Origin of the sequence: Mycobacterium sp., from assembly GCF_052143115.1 — a bacterium.
Classification (GTDB): Bacteria; Actinomycetota; Actinomycetes; order Mycobacteriales; family Mycobacteriaceae; genus Mycobacterium.
This window is the reverse complement of record NZ_JBKQTQ010000125.1, coordinates 35,967-54,562: the sequence shown is the minus strand read 5'-3', so window position 1 is coordinate 54,562 and position 18,596 is coordinate 35,967. Positions and strand designations below refer to the sequence as shown.

General features: G+C 66.1%; 14 protein-coding genes. 8 read left to right on the top strand and 6 right to left on the bottom strand.

Going from position 1 to position 18,596, the window contains the following annotated elements; translation table 11 throughout:
- A partial coding sequence (locus tag ACLQI9_RS13690; protein ID WP_442391770.1) for a heme o synthase occupies positions 1–566 on the bottom strand: 566 nt, incomplete at its 3' end.
- 194 nt (positions 567–760) lie between these two features.
- Here ACLQI9_RS13690 and tkt point away from each other — a divergent pair.
- The 7 genes from tkt (at position 761) to ACLQI9_RS13655 (ending at position 9,243) form a co-directional block, all read left to right on the top strand.
- Positions 761–2,851 carry a transketolase gene (tkt, locus tag ACLQI9_RS13685; RefSeq protein WP_442391769.1) on the top strand — a complete coding sequence of 697 codons (2,091 nt, stop codon included), beginning with the start codon at positions 761–763 and terminating at the stop codon, positions 2,849–2,851.
- Positions 2,852–2,865: 14 nt separating this feature from the next.
- Entirely contained in the window at positions 2,866–3,984 is a 1,119-nt protein-coding gene (gene tal, locus ACLQI9_RS13680; protein WP_442391768.1) for a transaldolase, read from the top strand.
- A complete protein-coding gene (zwf, locus tag ACLQI9_RS13675; protein ID WP_442378172.1) occupies positions 3,981–5,534 on the top strand; it encodes a glucose-6-phosphate dehydrogenase in 1,554 nt (517 codons plus the stop codon). Before tal ends, zwf begins: the two co-directional genes overlap by 4 nt.
- 76 nt (positions 5,535–5,610) lie before the next feature.
- The gene (gene opcA / locus ACLQI9_RS13670; RefSeq protein ID WP_442378171.1) at positions 5,611–6,522 is read left to right on the top strand and encodes a glucose-6-phosphate dehydrogenase assembly protein OpcA; all 912 of its coding nucleotides are present in this window, start codon (positions 5,611–5,613) and stop codon (positions 6,520–6,522) included.
- Between the two features lie 106 nt (positions 6,523–6,628).
- Positions 6,629–7,372, top strand: coding sequence for a 6-phosphogluconolactonase (pgl, locus tag ACLQI9_RS13665; protein WP_442378170.1), 744 nt, complete (start codon positions 6,629–6,631; stop codon positions 7,370–7,372).
- Positions 7,373–7,548: 176 nt separating this feature from the next.
- Positions 7,549–7,947, top strand: a complete 399-nt coding sequence (locus ACLQI9_RS13660; RefSeq protein ID WP_442378169.1) for an ATPase — start codon at positions 7,549–7,551, stop codon at positions 7,945–7,947.
- 3 nt (positions 7,948–7,950) lie between these two features.
- On the top strand, positions 7,951–9,243 hold the full coding sequence (locus ACLQI9_RS13655; RefSeq protein WP_442378168.1) for a cytochrome P450: 1,293 nt from the start codon (positions 7,951–7,953) through the stop codon (positions 9,241–9,243).
- Between the two features lie 109 nt (positions 9,244–9,352).
- On the opposite strand, the gene ACLQI9_RS13650 is transcribed toward ACLQI9_RS13655, so the two are convergent.
- On the bottom strand, positions 9,353–10,519 hold the full coding sequence (locus ACLQI9_RS13650) for a C40 family peptidase (protein WP_442391767.1): 1,167 nt from the start codon (positions 10,517–10,519) through the stop codon (positions 9,353–9,355).
- Positions 10,520–10,573: 54 nt separating this feature from the next.
- Between ACLQI9_RS13650 and ACLQI9_RS13645 the strand changes: the two genes are divergently transcribed.
- Positions 10,574–11,380, top strand: a complete 807-nt coding sequence (locus ACLQI9_RS13645) for an adenylate/guanylate cyclase domain-containing protein (protein WP_442378519.1) — start codon at positions 10,574–10,576, stop codon at positions 11,378–11,380.
- A gap of 896 nt (positions 11,381–12,276) precedes the next feature.
- Here the strand turns inward: ACLQI9_RS13645 and ppc are convergent.
- From ppc to ACLQI9_RS13625, 4 genes are all read right to left on the bottom strand, one after another.
- Positions 12,277–15,060 (bottom strand): phosphoenolpyruvate carboxylase, encoded by a 2,784-nt coding sequence (gene ppc, locus ACLQI9_RS13640; RefSeq protein ID WP_442378517.1) that lies wholly within the window; start codon positions 15,058–15,060, stop codon positions 12,277–12,279.
- A gap of 50 nt (positions 15,061–15,110) precedes the next feature.
- Entirely contained in the window at positions 15,111–15,347 is a 237-nt protein-coding gene (gene secG / locus ACLQI9_RS13635) for a preprotein translocase subunit SecG (RefSeq protein WP_442391766.1), read from the bottom strand.
- 44 nt (positions 15,348–15,391) lie between these two features.
- Positions 15,392–16,594, bottom strand: a complete 1,203-nt coding sequence (locus tag ACLQI9_RS13630) for a PecA family PE domain-processing aspartic protease (RefSeq protein ID WP_442378640.1) — start codon at positions 16,592–16,594, stop codon at positions 15,392–15,394.
- A gap of 239 nt (positions 16,595–16,833) precedes the next feature.
- Entirely contained in the window at positions 16,834–18,570 is a 1,737-nt protein-coding gene (locus ACLQI9_RS13625) for an FUSC family protein (RefSeq protein ID WP_442378639.1), read from the bottom strand.
- Positions 18,571–18,596 lie beyond the last annotated feature (26 nt).

Sequence of the window (18,596 nt, the reverse complement as noted above, 5' to 3'; positions counted from 1 at the left end):
TGCGGCGGCGTCCAGAAGAAGATGATCGCGAACATCACCAGCGCCGGCCAACCGATGGTGCCGGTGACGGCCGACCAGGCGATCATCACCGGCATGCAGCCGGCCGCCCCGCCCCAGACCACGTTCTGCGAGGTGCGGCGCTTGAGCAACAAGGTGTAGACGAACACGTAGAACGCGATGGTGGCCACCGCCAGCAACCCCGACAGCAGGTTCGTTGTCCACCACAACCAGAAGAACGAAGCGACACTCAACACCACCCCGAACGCCAGGGCGTTCCGGGTGGGCACGGCAGCGCGCGCCAGCGGCCGTCGGGCGGTCCGCTTCATCAACTTGTCGATGTCGGCATCGGCCACACAGTTGAGCGTGTTGGCGCCCCCGGCGGCCAGCATCCCGCCGATCAGGGTATTGAGGATCAGCAGCGGGTTCACCGTGCCGCGGTCGGCCAGCAACATCGCCGGGATCGCGGTGACCAGCAACAGCTCAATGACCCGCGGCTTGGTCAGCGCCAAATAAGCCAACAAAGTCGTGCTGACTCGACTCGGCGCAACGCGCTCGCGAATGCTCACGCAATAACTCCTTGGATCGCAGCAGCGCGCAGCTTCTACTACAGAGGATGGTAGACCGCTTGCACGCACCGCTCGCAGTGCAGGGTCGACTCACAACAATTTGCCCGGAGTTCATGTGCTTCTGGACCTGCATCGACGTAGGTTCCCGCACTAGGGTAGGGGTCAATCACGTTGTCGACCCGAGGACCACATCTGTGACCACACTCGAAGACATCTCGACCCTCACCCAACCGCACCATCCCGACGACTGGGCCGAGATCGATTCGGCCGCAGTGGACACCGTCCGGGTGCTGGCCGCCGACGCGGTCCAGAAAGTCGGCAACGGGCATCCCGGGACGGCGATGAGCCTGGCCCCGCTGGCCTACACGCTGTTTCAGCGGGCCATGCGGCATGACCCGAACGACACCACCTGGCTCGGCCGCGACCGGTTCGTGCTGTCGGCCGGGCACAGCAGCCTCACCCTCTATATCCAGCTCTATCTGGGCGGTTTCGGTCTGGAGCTCTCCGACATCGAATCGCTGCGCACCTGGGGATCCAAGACGCCCGGACACCCGGAATTCCGGCACACCAGGGGCGTGGAGATGACCACCGGCCCGCTTGGCCAGGGTCTCGCGTCGGCGGTGGGGATGGCGATGGCGTCACGCTACGAGCGCGGCCTGTTCGATCCGGACGCCGCCCCCGGGACCAGCCCGTTCGACCACTACATCTTCGTGATCGCCTCCGACGGCGACATCGAAGAAGGGGTTACCTCGGAGGCATCGTCGCTGGCCGCGGTCCAGGAACTGGGCAACCTGATCGTGTTCTACGACCACAACCAGATCTCCATCGAGGACGACACCAACATCGCGCTCTGTGAGGACACCGCTGCCCGATATGAGGCCTACGGCTGGCACGTGCAGCGCGTCGAGGGCGGCGAGAACGTCGTCGGTATCGAGGAGGCCATCGCCAATGCCAAGGCCGTCACCGACCGGCCGTCGTTCATCGCGTTGCGGACCATCATCGGCTACCCGGCCCCGAATGCGATGAACACCGGGAAGGCGCACGGCTCAGCTCTCGGCGACGAAGAAGTCGCCGCCGTCAAGAAGATCCTGGGCTTCGATCCCGACAAGAAGTTCGAGGTCCGTGAGGACGTCCTCACCCACACCCGGGGGCTGGTGGCCCGCGGCAAACAGGCCCACGCTCGCTGGCAACCGGAGTTCGAGGCCTGGGCGCAACGCGAACCGGAACGCAAAGCGCTGCTGGACCGATTGACCGCGGAAAAGTTGCCCGACGGGTGGGACGCCGACATCCCGCACTGGGAACCGGGATCCAAAGCTCTGGCCACCCGCGCCGCGTCCGGGGCGGTGCTCTCCGCGGTGGGACCGAAACTGCCTGAGCTGTGGGGTGGTTCGGCCGATTTGGCGGGCAGCAACGACACCACCATGAAGGGCGTGGACTCCTTTGGCCCGCCGTCGATTTCGACCAAGGACTACACCGCCCACTGGTACGGCCGCACCCTGCATTTCGGTATCCGTGAGCACGCGATGGGGGCGATCTTGTCCGGCATCGTGCTGCACGGCCCCACCCGCGCCTACGGTGGCACCTTCCTGCAATTCTCCGACTACATGCGCCCGTCGGTACGGCTGGCCTCGTTGATGGAGATCGACACCATCTACGTGTGGACGCACGATTCGATCGGACTCGGCGAAGACGGCCCGACTCACCAGCCGATCGAGCACCTCTCGGCGCTGCGCGCCATCCCCCAGCTGTCGGTGGTGCGTCCCGCCGACGCCAACGAAACCGCGTACGCCTGGCGCACGGTCTTGGCTCGCGGCAACGGGAGCGGTCCAGTGGGCCTCATCCTGACCCGTCAAGGCCTGCCGGTGCTGGAGGGAACCAACGCCGAGGGCGTGGCCAGGGGCGGATACATCCTGGGCGATGACGGCGGCCAAGAACCAGACGTCATTTTGATCGCCACCGGCTCCGAGGTCCAGCTAGCCGTCGAGGCACAAAAGTTGTTGGCCGACAAGAACATTGTCGCGCGACTCGTGTCGATGCCGTGCGTCGAATGGTTCGAGTCGCAACCGTACGAATACCGTGACAGCGTGCTGCCGCCGTCGGTGTCGGCACGCGTCGCCGTCGAGGCCGGCATCGCACAGTGTTGGCACAAGCTGGTCGGCGACACCGGCGAGATCGTGTCGATCGAGCACTACGGGGCATCCGCCGACGCCAAGACTTTGTTCCATGAGTACGGGTTCACCCCGGAAGCCGTAGTCGACGCCGCCGAACGAACACTGGATAACTAAAAGAAGGAAATTCGATGACTCAGAATCCCAACCTCGCCGCGCTCAGCGCCGCGGGCGTATCCGTGTGGCTGGACGACCTGTCCCGACAGCGCTTGCAGTCCGGCAACCTACAAGAACTCATTGACACCAAGAGCGTCGTCGGCGTCACCACCAACCCGTCGATCTTCCAGGCTGCGCTGTCGCACGGCGATGCCTACGACGCCCAGGTCGCCGAGCTGGCCGAGCGCGGCGCTGACGTCGACGCCACCATCCGCACCGTCACCACCGACGACGTCCGCAACGGATGCGACGTGCTGGCACCGCAGTGGGAGGCGTCGGGCGGGGTCGACGGTCGTGTCTCCATCGAGGTCGACCCGCGGTTGGCGCACGAAACCGACAAGACGATCCAGCAGGCCATCGAGCTGTGGAAGATCGTCGACCGGCCGAATCTGTTCATCAAGATCCCGGCCACCAAGGCCGGGCTGCCGGCCATCACCGCCGTTCTGGCGGAAGGGATTTCGGTCAACGTCACGCTGATCTTCTCAGTGGAGCGGCACCGCGAGGTGATAGACGCCTACCTGGCGGGACTGGAGGGGGCCAAGCAGGCCGGACACGACCTCTCCAAGATTCATTCGGTGGCATCGTTTTTCGTCTCACGAGTCGACACCGAGATCGACAAGCGCCTGGAGAAGATCGGCTCCGGCGAAGCGCTGGCGCTGCGCGGACAGGCCGGAGTGGCCAACGCACGACTGGCCTATGCCGCCTACCAGGAAGTCTTCATCGGTGGCGATCGCTACACGCAGCTCGAGAAAGATGGTGCGCGGGTCCAGCGGCCGTTGTGGGCGTCGACCGGCGTGAAAAACCCCGACTACTCCGACACGTTGTACGTCACCGGGCTGGTCGCCCCGAACACGGTGAACACCATGCCGGAGAAGACGATTGACGCGGTAGCCGATCACGGTGTGGTTACCGGTGACACGATCACCGGCACTGCCTCGGAAGCCCAAGAGGTCTTCGACAAGCTCGGGGCGGTCGGCATCGACCTGACCGACGTGTTCCTCGTGCTGGAGAGCGAAGGCGTGGAGAAATTCGAAGCGTCCTGGAAGGAGCTCCTCGACGCGACTCAGGCGCAGCTGGATAGCGCCGCCAAATGAGTCCGGCCCGCAGCGCGGCCGGTGCCGCACGGTGGCAAAACCCGCTGCGAGACAAGCGCGATAAGCGGCTGCCGCGAATCGCCGCGCCGTGCGCGGTGGTGATCTTCGGCGTGACCGGGGACCTCGCCCGTAAGAAGGTTGTGCCAGCTATCTATGACCTGGCCAACCGTGGCTTACTACCACCCAACTTTGCCCTTGTCGGGTTCGCCCGCCGAGACTGGAACCACGACGACTTCACCAAGGAGATCTACGACTCCGTCAAGGAGCATTCGCGCACGCCGTTCCGCCAGGCGATCTGGGACAGGCTGGCCGAGGGATGCCGGTTCGTCAAAGGCACCTTCGACGACGACGCCGCATTCGCGCGGCTGGCCGAGACCCTGGACAAGCTCGACGCGGAACGCGGCACCAGCGGCAATCACGCGTTCTACCTGGCAATCCCGCCCAACAGCTTTCCCGCGGTCTGCGAGCAGTTGAGCAAAGCCGGGTTGGCCCGTCCCCAGGACGACAGCTGGAGGCGCGTGGTCATCGAAAAGCCGTTCGGCCACGACCTGGACAGTGCACGCGAGCTCAACCACGTGGTCAACAGTGTGTTCCCCGAGGAATCGGTGTTCCGCATCGACCACTACCTGGGCAAGGAAACGGTGCAGAACATCATGGCGCTGCGGTTCGCCAATCAGTTGTTCGACCCGATCTGGAACGCCCACTACGTCGACCACGTGCAGATCACCATGGCCGAGGACATCGGACTTGGCGGGCGCGCAGGCTATTACGACGGGATCGGCGCTGCCCGCGACGTGATCCAGAACCACCTGATGCAACTGATGGCGTTGACCGCCATGGAAGAGCCGGTGAGTTTTCATCCGTCGGAACTGCAGACCGAGAAGATCAAGGTGCTCTCCGCAACGCAACTCGCAGAGCCGCTCGACGAGACCACGTCTCGCGGCCAGTACAGCGCCGGTTGGCAGGGCGGAGAGCATGTGGTTGGCCTGCTCGACGAAGAGGGCTTTTCCAAAGACTCCACCACCGAGACGTTCGCCGCGATCACACTGGAAGTCGATACCCGTCGCTGGGCCGGCGTGCCGTTTTACCTTCGGACCGGAAAACGACTGGGCCGCAGGGTGACCGAGATCGCCCTGGTGTTCAAACGGGCACCGCATCTGCCGTTCGACGCAACGATGACCGATGAGCTGGGGGCCAACGCGCTGGTGATCCGGGTCCAGCCGGACGAAGGGATTACGTTGCGATTCGGTTCGAAGGTGCCGGACAGCGCAATGGAAGTACGCGACGTCAACATGGACTTCTCCTACGGCTCAGCGTTCGCCGAGGAATCACCCGAGGCCTACGAACGGTTGATCCTCGACGTGCTGCTCGGCGAACCGTCGCTCTTTCCGGTCAATGAGGAAGTCGAACTGGCTTGGGAGATACTGGATCCGGTGCTCGACAACTGGGCCGAAGACGGCAAGCCCGAACCGTACGAGGCGGGCACCTGGGGCCCGGCATCGTCGTTCGAGATGCTCCGCCGGACGGGCCGGGAATGGCGGCGGCCATGAGCGCCGGCGACGATGCAGAGCGAAGCGATGCTGAGGAGCGGCGCATGAGCCCCGCGGGCGGGGAGGAGCGGCGCAAATGATCGTCGATTTGCCGGAAAGCAGTACTAACGAAATCAACAAGAAGCTCGACGAGCTGCGCGAGAAGGTCGGCGCAGTGACGCTCGGCCGGGTACTGACACTGGTTATCGCGCCCGACAGCGAGACGATCCTCGAAGAATCCATCGAAGCGGCCAACGCGGCCAGCCACGAGCACCCCAGCCGGGTAATCGTGGTGATGACCGGCGACGCGGATGCCGCCGAGGCGCGTTTGGACGCGCAACTGCGGGCCGGCGGTGACAGCGGCGCCACCGAGGTGGTGGTGCTCCGGCTCGCGGGCCCACTCGCCGGACACAGCAGCAGCGTCGTCGTCCCCTTCCTGCTGCCCGATATCCCGGTGGTGGCGTGGTGGCCGGATCTCGCCCCGGCCGTGCCAGCGCAGGATCCGTTGGGCCAACTGGCAGTTCGGCGTATCACCGACGCAACCAACGGGGCTGACCCATTGGCTTGCATCAAAAGCAGGCTGCCCGGATACACCCCTGGTGACACCGACCTGGCCTGGAGCCGCATTACCTACTGGCGGGCGCTGCTCACGTCGGCGATCGACCTGCCACCGCACGAACCGATCACGTCGGCGTTGGTGTCCGGGCTCAAGACCGAACCCGCGCTCGACGTCCTCGCGGGCTGGCTGGCGAGCCGAATCGACGGGCCGGTGCGGCGCGCGGTCGGCGAGCTCAAGGTCGAACTGGTGCGCAACAGCGAGACGGTGACGCTGAGCAGACCGCAGGAAGGCGTGACGGCGACGTTGAGCCGGACGGCTAAGCCGGACGCGCTTGTTCCGTTGCAGCGCAGGGAAACCCGCGAGTGCCTCGCCGAGGATCTGCGCCGGTTGGACGCGGACGCGATCTACTTTTCAGCGCTGGAAGGCATCGACCACGTGGAGTACGCGTGAGCCGCGCCGGCGACGATGCAGCGGGGGCACCCCCAGCCGCGCAGCGGCGAGGGGGATGCAGCGATGGGGTGGGGGCACCTCCCGCTTGCGGGGGAGAGCGGCGCAAATGAGCACGACCGTCGAGACCTTCGCCGACAGCGACGGGCTGGTCGCTGCGGCCGGCGAGCGCCTGATCGGCGTCATCGACGCGGCCGCCGCCGCTCGCGGGCGAGCACTGATCGTGCTGACCGGCGGCGGAAACGGCAACCGGCTGTTGAGTTATCTCGGCGCCCAGGGGCAGCGCATCGACTGGGCCAAGGTGCATCTGTTCTGGGGCGACGAGCGCTACGTGGCCGAAGACGACGACGAACGCAACGACAAGCAGGCCCGCGATGCGCTGCTGAATCACATCGACATTCCGGCGCGCAACGTGCACGCGATGCCGGCGCTTGACGGCGAATTCGGCAATGATCTTGCGGCCGCCGCATTGTCCTACGAGCAACTCCTGGCCGCGAACGCCGAACCGGGCTATCCCGCACCGAATTTCGACGTCCACCTGCTCGGCATGGGACCCGAAGGCCACATCAATTCGCTGTTCCCGGACACTCCAGCCGTGCGCGAAACCACCCGGCTGGTGGTCGGTGTGGAGGATTCACCCAAGCCTCCGCCGCAACGAATTACGTTGACACTGCCGGCAATCCAGCGCTCTCGCGAGGTGTGGATACTGGTGTCCGGCGCGGAGAAAGCCGAGGCGGTGGCCGCCGCGATCGGCGGCGCCGACCCCGTGTCGGTGCCGGCCGCCGGTGCGGTCGGCCGGGAAGACACGGTCTGGTTCCTCGACAACCAGGCGGCAGCCAAACTTTCCGGCTAACGGCGCCGCTCGGCCAGCCGATCGGTGTAGCCGAGCGCGTAGTCCTGCAGCCGCCGAATGATGTCGGGTGGCGCGGGGCCCGTCGTCACGACGGGGCGGCAATGTTCGCAATGTCTGGGTTGCATACCCGATCAGATGCCGATTCGAGTCCGGGGGTTCCCGACCGGGCAGTAATAATGAGCGTCATGGCAGACAAAAGCGCCGGCAGCCGCCCGCCGAGACAGCGGATCAGGACGCTCACCCAGGCGGCAATGAACGCCGACGTCACCGTGGGGCAACTGGAAGACGTGCTCGGCGGCCTGGGCGATACCCTCTCGGACCTGAACAATTCGCTCTCCCACTTGAACGAGGCGGTGGACCGCCTGGACGCCGGCTTGGACCACTTCGAGGCCACGCTAGTCAGGATTGACGACCTGATGGGCCGGCTGGTCACGCTCGTCGCGCCGGTCGAGGCCATCGTCGAGCGAATCGACTACATGGTGGGAGTCGGCGAGACGGTGATGTCGCCGCTGTCAGTGGCCGACCACGCAGTGCGAAACCTGTTCAATTCCCTACGAAATCGAACGGCGCGCTAGACGGTGCCGGAGCCCTGCCCGGCTGCAGCGGCGCCTTATGCCGAAGGAACCGGCCTGCCGTGGGACGTCCCGGTCTCGGACGCGGTCGCTGCGATCGCGGCGGCCCGGGCCAGACACGGCGACACCTTCGCCGTGCAGAGCGGTCAGGATCACTACCTGTTCACGTTCTCTCCGACCGGCGTCGAATCGTTCTACGGACTGCCCGAGGAGAAGGCCAGCAAAGGCGTCGCCGACTACCTGATGCTGCGCCGCAAACTTCCCGACGAGATCTTCGACGGACGGCGCATCCTGCCCAACACCCTGTTCCGCCGCGACGACGTCGCGGGCTACTTGGCCAACCTGGATTGGGCGCTGCGGGAGACCACCATCGAGTTGGGCTCGTCAGGCTCGGTGGACGTCTTCGAGCTGACCCGCCGACTCGGCCACCGGATGGGGCTCGCGTCCTGGGCGGGGCCCGGATGTGCCGAAGGCGAGGCGTTTGATCGTCTCGTGCGGGCCTTCGACATCCTCGACGGCGCCGACGCATTCGTGCATCCCGACGCGATGGCCGCCGTCGCCGCCTCCAACAAGCGAGCCGAGCGTGCGGCCCTCGACGAGATTGTCGATATCGTCGCGGCCGCCGCGCACCGCTGGGACACCGGCGGTATGGACGATCAGGGTCTGTTCGGCAGGATCGTGGATGCCTGGTGTTCGAAGGCGCAGGACAACAGATTTCGCGGGATCGCGCTCGATGTCGCGCTGATACACATCGCCTCGATGTCCAATCTGGCCGCCGCACTCGGGTGGGCTTTGGTCGACCTGCTTGAGCACCCGGCACATCTGGAGCGGGTAGTCGCCGGCGATGCCGACCTCGCGCAGCGCTGTGCGCTGGAGTCCACCCGTCTGGCGCAGCGCTCGATCATGTCCCGCACCGTGCTGTCCCCGGTCTGTTTGGACACCGGCGAGGTCAGCTACCAGGTACCGCCGGGGTGGACCATCGCCACGTTGCTGCCCCTGCTCAACACGTCCGTTGCACCGGGGCTGGACAACTGGGACCCGGACCGATGGACGCGGCATCGGCTGACCGACGAGAAGACACTCCCCTCACCCATGTTGGTGACGGCGTTCGGCCACGGACGGCACTCGTGTCCGGCGCAGCCGTTCTCGCTCTCGGCCATGACGGCGGCGATGACGCACTTGTTCGGCCGCTACCAGATGACGCCGGACTGGACGACGCACCCGCGGCCCGTCCCGGCCCAGATCGGTGGCGTCGCAAGGGCGGACGGACCGTGCCGGCTCGACTACGTTTGCGGCTAAGGCGCCACCGGCCACACGAGCCAGGTACTTCAGCCCGCTCTCCAGGTGAGGAGGGCGCGGTTAATCTTCGCGCGTTGAGGCCAGCTGACCCGGAGATCAGCGGGGTCTATCACGGCGGTTGGTCGAGGTAGCGGCGCGCGCCCCAGTAGTCTGCGTCCAGTCGAACCGGGGTGATGCGCACTGGTGCCGTCTTGTCGAATGCCTCGATCATGTCGCCGTTCCCGGAATACATCGCCACGTGGTAGATCGCGTCGGGATTGTCGGGCTCCCTGCTGCCGTGCGAGTAGAAGAGCAGATCGCCGGGTTGCAACGCGGATTTGTCGACGGGGCGGCCCCGGCTGTCGGCGGCTTGCGGGCCGGCATCGCGCGGCAGGGTGATGCCGTACACCTGGTAGATGGTGGAGGTGAAACCGGAGCAATCGAACCCGAACCCGGCACGGCCGCCCCACAGGTAGGGGACGTTCACGAACACGGCGGCGTACCGGACCAGATCGGCTCCGGTGGGATGCGGTATGTCCGTGGGCTTTTCGTAGACCGCCACCGTTCGAGCATCCAGCCACTTCGGGCCGCGATCGGGGGTGGCCACCTGAACGGCCTTGTCGGTGCGGCTCAGGACGGGAAGCCTGGTGTTGGTACTGATCTCGAGGTCCTGATCGGAGAGTCCGGATTCGCGGTACAGCCAGGTGGTGATGCCGCGATCGGCCAGCGCGAAGGGAGCGTGTTCCTTCAGTGCGCCGTAGCCCGGGTCGGTCGTCAACTGGGCCTTGGGAATCCAGCCGGGATAGCCCAGGGAGTCCTTCGGTGTGGGCTGGCCGGGGACCAGTACCTCGTCCCAGTCGCCCTGCTCCCCCACCACAAAGACGCGGTCGCCGAAGAGGGCCTGCGTGTGGTTGAGATTGTCCGAGGTGAGCGCTTCCTGCTCGGCCGGCGTCATGTCCGACAGCCAGCCGCGAATATCGACCGGATTTGTCAGGGCGGGATGGTCGACTGGACGCGGGCTCTGCGGCGTGGTCCACACCGTGGCCACCGAAACGGCGACATAAGCGCTGCGTGCCACCGGCGACGCGGAGAGGTTGGCAGGGTCAGCGGTTGCGGATACTGCCGCCAGCCCGGTGGACAAGACACCGGCAAGCACTGTTCGGATGGCGGCGCCGGTCACGTCCGTCGACGTTATCGGAGCCGCGCTGGTGTTTCCGGTCGGCGCGCTGGCGGCGAACACTTCGGCAAGCGGTTCGAGCTCGGGGAAGACGACGAGCTGCGCGTGCTGGTGAACCACGACAGAGATCTGATGAGAGCTGCCGCCTATGGGCATGCGGTGCGAGAATGAGGGATGTCGAATAAGCGTACGCCCCCACGTCCCCAGGGTGCGCAAACCAACGCGGAGGAGTGGGCGCGATTCTTCGAACAATTTGGCCACGCCAAGGTTCGGCGCGGGGTTCGGCTCCTCTCGAAGCTGCCGTCCGCCCCGCGGTGCGAGGCCTGTGGCAACCCGTTCGCGGGCGTCGGCGGCTGGCTGATGCGACGGATGGACAAGAGCCCGTCGCGCAAGAATCCGCGGTGGTGCAAGGTGTGCTTCGAGGCGGCGCCCCAGGGTGGCATGACCCTGACCATCGGGGTGCTCTTCGCCGATGTCCGCAACTCAACCGCCCTCGCTGAGACGCTGCCACCGGACGAGATGGCCGAACGTCTCAATCGCTTCTACTCCGAGCTCACGCAGGTGATCGTCCAGCACGGGATCGTCGACAAGCTCATCGGTGACGAAGTGATGGGCCTCTACTTTCCGCCCCTCACACGCAACGGCCGGTACGTCGATGCGATGGTGAGTGACGCTCTCGCCATTCTGCGCACGCAGGGTCGCGGCTCGCCCAAGGGCCCGCGGCTCGAGGTGGGCATCGGCTTGGACGTCGGCCCGGCGTACGTCGGGATCGTCGGCGAGGGCGAGATCCGCGACTTCACCGCAATTGGCGACGTCGTGAACACCGCGTCGCGGCTCCAAGGCGTTGCGGCGGGGGGCGAGATCGTCATGCCCGAGACTGTCGCGCGCATCGCTGCCGTCGACGGGGGCGAGGTCGTCACGCTCGACCTCAAGGGCAAAGCCGAACCCGTAACGGCACGCCGGATCACCGTCGCGAGCTAGCAGCGTTACGCTCACGCCATTCATCGACGAGACGGGGTTGACATGTTCGCCCGCCCTGTCCGTACCGGGGTCAATCTAGTCCGCGACGGGCGACGTTGAGCCGAGCCCGTCATAAGCCCGGTATTTCCATCTAGTGATCACTCAGGCACCTCCGGGGCCGGGGCCGTTCGCCTTACAGTTACAAGGCTGAGGCTGTAGTTCGCGGTCGACGTCCTCCGGTTACATGCCCCACGCCATGAGGTGACCCCTTTCGGGCGCAGATAACTCTCCCGCCGCGCGCAACTCCCAACTCGCCGCGCAGAGGGAAGACGGGCGCTAATCCACTAACGCTTACTGTTGCGGGACGCCGGGCGCGGCCGGGACGCCAGGCGCTGCCGGGACGCCGGGCGCGGCTGGGACGCCAGGCGGTGCCGGTACCGGTGGCGGAGAGGGCGGGTCTGCATTTGCCGTGCCCATACCAAGTCCGACGGCGGTCAAGCCTAAGCCACCGGCGAACATTGCTTTGGCGATGAATTGTTTGAGCTTCATTGCACATCTCCTCGTCCCGTAGACGTTGAACGTGATTGCGTCGTCAACTCCAACCTCAGCAAAAGTAACGTTAAGTCCGATCAGGGCATGCGCTCAAGCGGTTTGCCGCCCGGCCGTTCTGGTGATGTCGGTGGTCGACGACTAAAAAGTCGCCCCTGCCTGGGTATTTCCCTCTAGGGTATTTCGACTTAGTGATTGCTCAGGCACCTCTGCACCGCCAACTTGATACACACATCGTGTCGGAAACGGTGGCGTATGTGATATCAGGCGTCGCTTGATGGGTGGCTTGATATCACCCGCGGTATCAACCTGAGCAAGGCACTAATCCTTCAGCTAGCGACTCAAGGGGCTGATGAGACCTTCGAGGTCTAGCCACTGTTGCGTAGCGCGCTGGCCAGCCCGTTCATTGTCAGCAGGATCCCGCGCTGGACGAGCTCGGCGTCGTCGCCGGAGCGGTAGCGCCGAAGTAGCTCGACCTGCAAGTGGTTCAGCGGTTCCAGATACGGGAAGCGGTTGAACACCGACCGTGCCAGCGCCGGGTTGTCCGCCAGCAGGTTGTCTTGACCGGTGATGAGCTTGTGCGCATTGATGGTGCAGGTGTGCTCCTTGGTGATCTTGTCGAACACTCGGCGGCGCAACGCTTTATCGTCGACCAGCTCGGCGTAGCGAGCCGCCAGGCCTAGATCGGATTTGGCCAGCACTTGGGCCAGATTCGACAGCACGGTGCGAAAGAACGGCCACCGTTGATAGAGCTCATGCAACACCTCGATGCGTCCACCGTCAGCCAGCCAGCCGTCAACGGCCGAACCGGTGCCGTACCAGCCCGGCAGCATGACCCGCGACTGACTCCACGCCAGCACCCACGGGATCGCCCGCAGGTCCGCGATCGACTGGGTGGGCTTACGCGACGTCGGCCGGCTGCCGATGTTCAGCGACCCGATTTCGCTGACCGGGGTGGAGGCCAGGAAATACTCAACGAAACCCGGTGTGTCGTGCACTAATTCGGCATAGGCGCGCTGCGCCCGGCCGGCCAGGTCGTCGAGGATGTCATAAGCCGGACCCGCGGCGTCACCGAGCCCCTCGACGTCGAGCAGGGTGGACTCCAGCGTGGCGGCCACCAACGTCTCCAGGTTGCGCCGCGCCATCTGCGGTTCAGCGTATTTGGCGGCGATGACCTCGCCCTGCTCGGTAAGCCGCAGCGATCCGTTCACCGCTCCGGGCGGCTGGGCCAGGATCGCCTCGTAGCTGGGTCCCCCACCGCGGCCGACCGTGCCTCCGCGACCGTGGAAGAGCCGCAACCGGATTCCGGTCTTGCGGGCCGACTCGACCAAGTCCAGTTCGGCGCGGTACAGCGCCCAGTTGGCGGCCAGATACCCACCGTCCTTGTTGGAGTCGGAGTAGCCGAGCATCACCTCCTGGTTCTCGTCGCGGGCGTGCACGATCGCCCGGTAGAGCGGTATTTCCAGCGCCGCTTCCAAGATCGACGCGCCGCCGCGCAGGTCGTCGATCGTCTCGAACAGCGGCACGACGCCGACCGGGCAGTATGGCTGCGGCCCGGAAACATCTAGCAGGCCAACCTCTTTCAGCAGGATTGCCGCCTCCAGGATGTCGGACACCGACCGGCACATCGAGATGATGTAGTTGGGTATCGCGCGCGGTCCGTAGATCTCGATCGCGCGTGCGGCGGCTTCGATGACGCCGAGCTCGCTGCGGGCCAACTCCGAGAGTTGTGCACGCTCGCTGAGCAGCGGCCGGCGGGTGCCGAGCTCCTCGATAAGCACGCTTACCCGCTCATCTTCGGGCAGCGACGCGTAGTCCGGGTGTACGCCGGCCCATGCCAGCAGCTCGCTGACCACCTCTTCGTGCACGTCGGAGTTCTGTCGCACATCCAGAGCGGACAGATGAAATCCGAAGACGTCCACGGCCTCTCGCAGCTGGGCAAGCCGGTCGTCAGCTAGCAGCGCGCTGCCGTTCGCACGAAGCGAGGCGTCGACGGTGTCCAGGTCGGCCCGCAGCTCGACCGGGCTGGTATACGGTTCCAACCCCAGGTCGAGCCGGTTTTCCGGCTCGTGGTCCAGGATTTGGGCCGCAGTCGCGCTGAGGCGGGCACGGATCATCCGTACCGCGCGCCGGTAGGGCTCATCCGCGCGGGCCGCCTCCTCGCCGGAGTCGGCCAGCGCGGCCAACTCCGGTGTGACGGTGACCAGCCGCGACGACATCGACAGCTCCTGCTCCAGCGCGGTCAATTCGGAGAGATAGTGCGCGAGCGCGGTATAGGCGGCGCTCGCGGTGGCCAACCTGACCACGTGGGCGGTCACATTGGGATTGCCGTCGCGGTCGCCGCCAATCCAGGAGCCGGGCCGCAGGATGGGCTCGGGCAGCAGATCCGCGTCGGGCCAGCGGCTCCGCAACGCTTCGCGAACCTCGGCGTTGACCTTCGGGATCACCTCGAAGAACGCGGCCGGGTAATAGCGCAGCCCGACCTCGATCTCGTCGGTGATCTGCAGCCGCGACAACCGGACCAGCGCGGTCTGCCACAGCGTCAGGATCTGGCGGCGCAGCTCGGGCAGGATGACGTCGGTGTCGGTGTGACCTTCGGCACGCAGCCGCATCAGCTCGGTGATCCGGTGCTGGGCCGCGAAAACCGTGCGGCGGCGGGTTTCGGTCGGGTGTGCGGTGATGACGGGAGCAACCAGCGCATCGGTCAGCGCCTCGGCGACGGTGGCCGCGTCCAAGTCGGCGGCGTCGAGTTTGTGGTACGTGGCGGCCAGGCTGCTGTCTTGCGGCGGATCACCGGCGGCCACGTGAATCGCCCGGCGCCGCTCCCGGTGGACGTCTTCGGCCAGGTTGGCCAACAACGCGAAGTGGCTGAACGCCCGGATGACAGGAACCGCTTGGTGGATGTCGATGCCCTCGAACATGCGGGCCACCTCGGCCCGTTCGATCTCCGAGCGACGCACCCGAAATGACGCCACCCGGGCCCGCTCGACCAGCGCGAACACCTCGTCGCCGTTCTGCTCGCGCACCGTATCGCCCAGAATCGTGCCGAGCAGCCGGATGTCCGCGCGCATCGGCTCGGTCGCCTCACGGCCCGTGCGGGTGCGTTGTACGGCGCCGATCGGCTCCAGCCCGGTGTCGGAAACGCCAACCATCAATCCAGTATCGGGGCGCGGAGGCTAGCCCGCGCTGCGAGCAGAGCGGCTCAGGTGTTGTATTTGATGCGCAGCGCCATACCGATGATGGCCACCAGCCAGATTCCGACGACGAACAACGTCAGTCGGTCCAGGTTCTTCTCCACCACCGTCGACCCGGACAAGCTGGACTGCACTCCGCCGCCGAACAGCGTCGACAGACCGCCACCCTTGGCGCGGTGCAGCAGCACCAGCAGGACCACCAGGACGCTGGTGACCACCAGGGTGATCTGCAGGGCCAATTCCATGGCCAATAGCTTACCGGCCGCCGATCGGCCGGCTCAGACCGGCGCTAGCTCGGGTAGAAGGTCATCGTGTCGTCGGTGTAGTCGATGTAAATCGGTTCTACAAGGTACGGTTCGACGCCGCTGTCGATCGAGGTCCCCGACGTCGACGTTGGCGCGGTGTCGACCCCGCCGGTGTCGGTCACCGTGTACGTGTACAGCGGAGTACCCGTACCGGCGGCGTTGTCGTAGACCGAAATCGTGGTTCCCGGTGTCACGCCGGAATCCAGGGATGACGGGATGTTTCCGTACACACCGCCGGAATCGACATCGTCGGAAACCTCTACCGGGGGCCCGCCATTGACCGACTCGTACAAGCTGCTGATCGGGGCACCGCTGACCGTGTCGCCGCCCGTCGGGGCGGTGGGCTCGACGATCAGCTCGTTATTGTGAACGTCGACGAGCACGCCCTCGTAGCCGTCCGCTTCCAAGGGGCTCTCGGTCGGACCCGCGGTGTTGTCCCCGATACCCAGAATGCCGGTCACATCGTTATCGGAAAGAAATTGCTGGAAATCCAACGGTGAGCCTGAGCTGAAGGATGTGGGCCAGGACAAGATCTCCACATCGATGGGGGTATTCGTGGTGTCGAGGGCGCCATCGCCGTAATCGACTGTTGCGTCGTTGTACTCGAGATAGATGTAGTCGACCCCACCGCTGTAGCCGCTCTCGTTGATTCCGGTGGGAATCCCGAGATCGAACAGTTGTGTCAGCGAGAGGTCTGTCGAGGGGATGACGAGGCCGCTGGAGCCGGTGTCGACGAGCAGCGTCTGATCCGCGCTCCCGTCAATCGAAGCCTGCACGGTCGGCTCGGTGCCCTCTTGGACGGTTATCGGAATGTCGTAGGTGCCCGTTGTCGGGTCAGAACTTGCCGGCAAGGCGGCGCTGGCCACGGGCTCTGCGGTCGACGGCAGCGCAGCCCCCAGATCGATCGAATTCAGGCTGCTGAGGAGACTGTCGCTCCAACTGGTCAGATCCGTCGCGGCGGCGGGATCGAAGCCGGCGATTGCATCGCTCAGCGACGTGATCAGGGGCTGGATGATCGGGTCGAGCAGCGTGTCGATGTCGGCCTTGGCCGGAGCCGCCGAGCCGGTCGCCATCGCCGCCGCGGCCGCGAACGCACCGACGGCCGCACCCACGACGACTAAACCACGCCGACGCACCTTGGAATTGCCTGAGTTCTTGATGCCCTTGGCGCTGTCGCGACCAGCCATTCGGATGCCTCCCCGACGTTGGTAGAGCTGCCTAACCACCAAAACTTAACGGCCCTGTATTTCTATCAGGTTTCGTTAAGCTAAATGCCATCTGGCGGGCCGTCAACTCGAAACGCCCCAGCAGCCCCGCCTGCCTCACTGGTTACGGCAGTGGTCCTCCGGCGGCGATCGCAGACAGCGTCGCGAACTTTTCGTCGTCGAGCGACCCGCTGGCGACAAAGGCGCCAACGACCGCGTCTTCATCGCGATGCTGGCGGCGATTCCAAAGCCACGGCAGTCCGGCCGAGGAGTTTCAGCCCACGCTGGACGTCCTCGATCAGCGCCGTCGAGTCGCTGCCGGCGTCAACCGCCGAACTGACCGCTGTGATCGCGTCCACGGTGTCTTCCAGCTCGATGGCGGCCGGAATAACCTGCAGGGCGAGTGAACTCACTCCCAGCGGCTCGATCACAGCGGCCTCGGCGGTGGCACGCGCCTGATGCGCCAGCCGGTAGGCGTCGGCGCGGACGGATTGCCAATGACGGCGTTCCGCGGCGGGTTCGACCGCCTCGGCCAGGTAGCCGTGGGCTGCCTGCAACGCCGCGGACAACTGCGCATTTGCGGGAGACCGGCGCGCGCCCGGCCACAACAGGTAGCCGAACACGACCGCGACCGCGGCTCCGATCAGGGTGTCTTGCAGTCGGAGCGCGGGAGCGACCGGATCGACGTGCCCGATCGACTGCGACAGCAGGGCCGAGGTGGTGATACCAATCACGCTGAGGCCGTACAATTTCGGCGCCGACAGCACCACGAAGCCCAGCGCCAGCGCGGTCGCGGCCACCAGCGGCAGGCCCGACGAGAGCACAGCCAACAGGCCGGTGGTCACGAGCGCTCCGATGACAGTGCCAAAAATCCGGTTCACCGTCCGCACGAACACCGACGCGTACTCGGGTCGCACGATGACGGCGGTGGTCAGCGGCAGCCAGAACGCGTGGGCTCGTTCCGGCAGGGCGACCGTGATGCCAGTGGCCACGGCCAGGCACAATCCGATCCGCACACCATTGGCCAGGGCGGTAGGCGAGGTTGCCGCGCGAATCACGCCCGACAGCCGCTGGGTTGCCGGCCTCAGCGCACCCGGACGCTGCGGCTCGGGGCTCAGCGCATCGGCCAGCTCCACCAACCCGGGATCCCCACCGGCATCGGCTTCCGAGAAGCCGACCGATACCGGCGCGGCGTCCCGGATCTGCCCTCCGGCCTGCCGGATTGCGGCGATGGCAACGTCCGGTACCGGCCGGCCCTGGGCGTAGAGAGTGGCTGCGGCGTAGGCCACCAGGTCGGCTCCGCGGCGGTTCCGGGAGGCACGCGCGACGGCGGAAGCGGCAGCCAGCCGGGTGCGGGACGGACCAGCCTCGTCGGTGCCGATCGCTGCGCACAGGTCCGCGGCGGCAAAGTACACCGCCGCGGCCGCCCGGCGTTCGGGCAGATCCCGATGCAACGCCCAGGGAGCCAGCACCGACACCGCGGCAACCGCCGTGCCAACCAGGTAGCCCAGCGCCTGCTGCCACCACGGCAGCGATGACCCGCCGAACTGGCTGAACGCCACACCGACCGACAGCATCAACCCGAAAGCCGGCGCGCTCGGGCCGAGACCACCGGCCATTCCCGAGATCGCGCCCGCGACCCCCGCCGTAAGGGTTTGCGCGATGCCGGAGCCGGGCATGATCAACGCGCCCGCGCTGATACCTGCTGCTCCACCGACGGCCTGGGCCACCCACGCCCACCACCTAGCCCGGTAGAAACCGCTGTGAATGAAGACGACCGCGCAAGCGGCGCCGACGTACGCCAAGCCGACGAGCTGTAGTTGGCCGACCAGCGCGCCGGTGCCCGCGATCAGGGCCGCGGCGCCCATCGCCCACAGGGCAGGCCCGACGGCCCAGGGCGCGCCGCTGGGACGAAGCGCCGCGGCAACGCTACGGCTCAGCGCCGCAAGGGAATTCATCAGTCGACGTGATGGTGGCCCGTCGG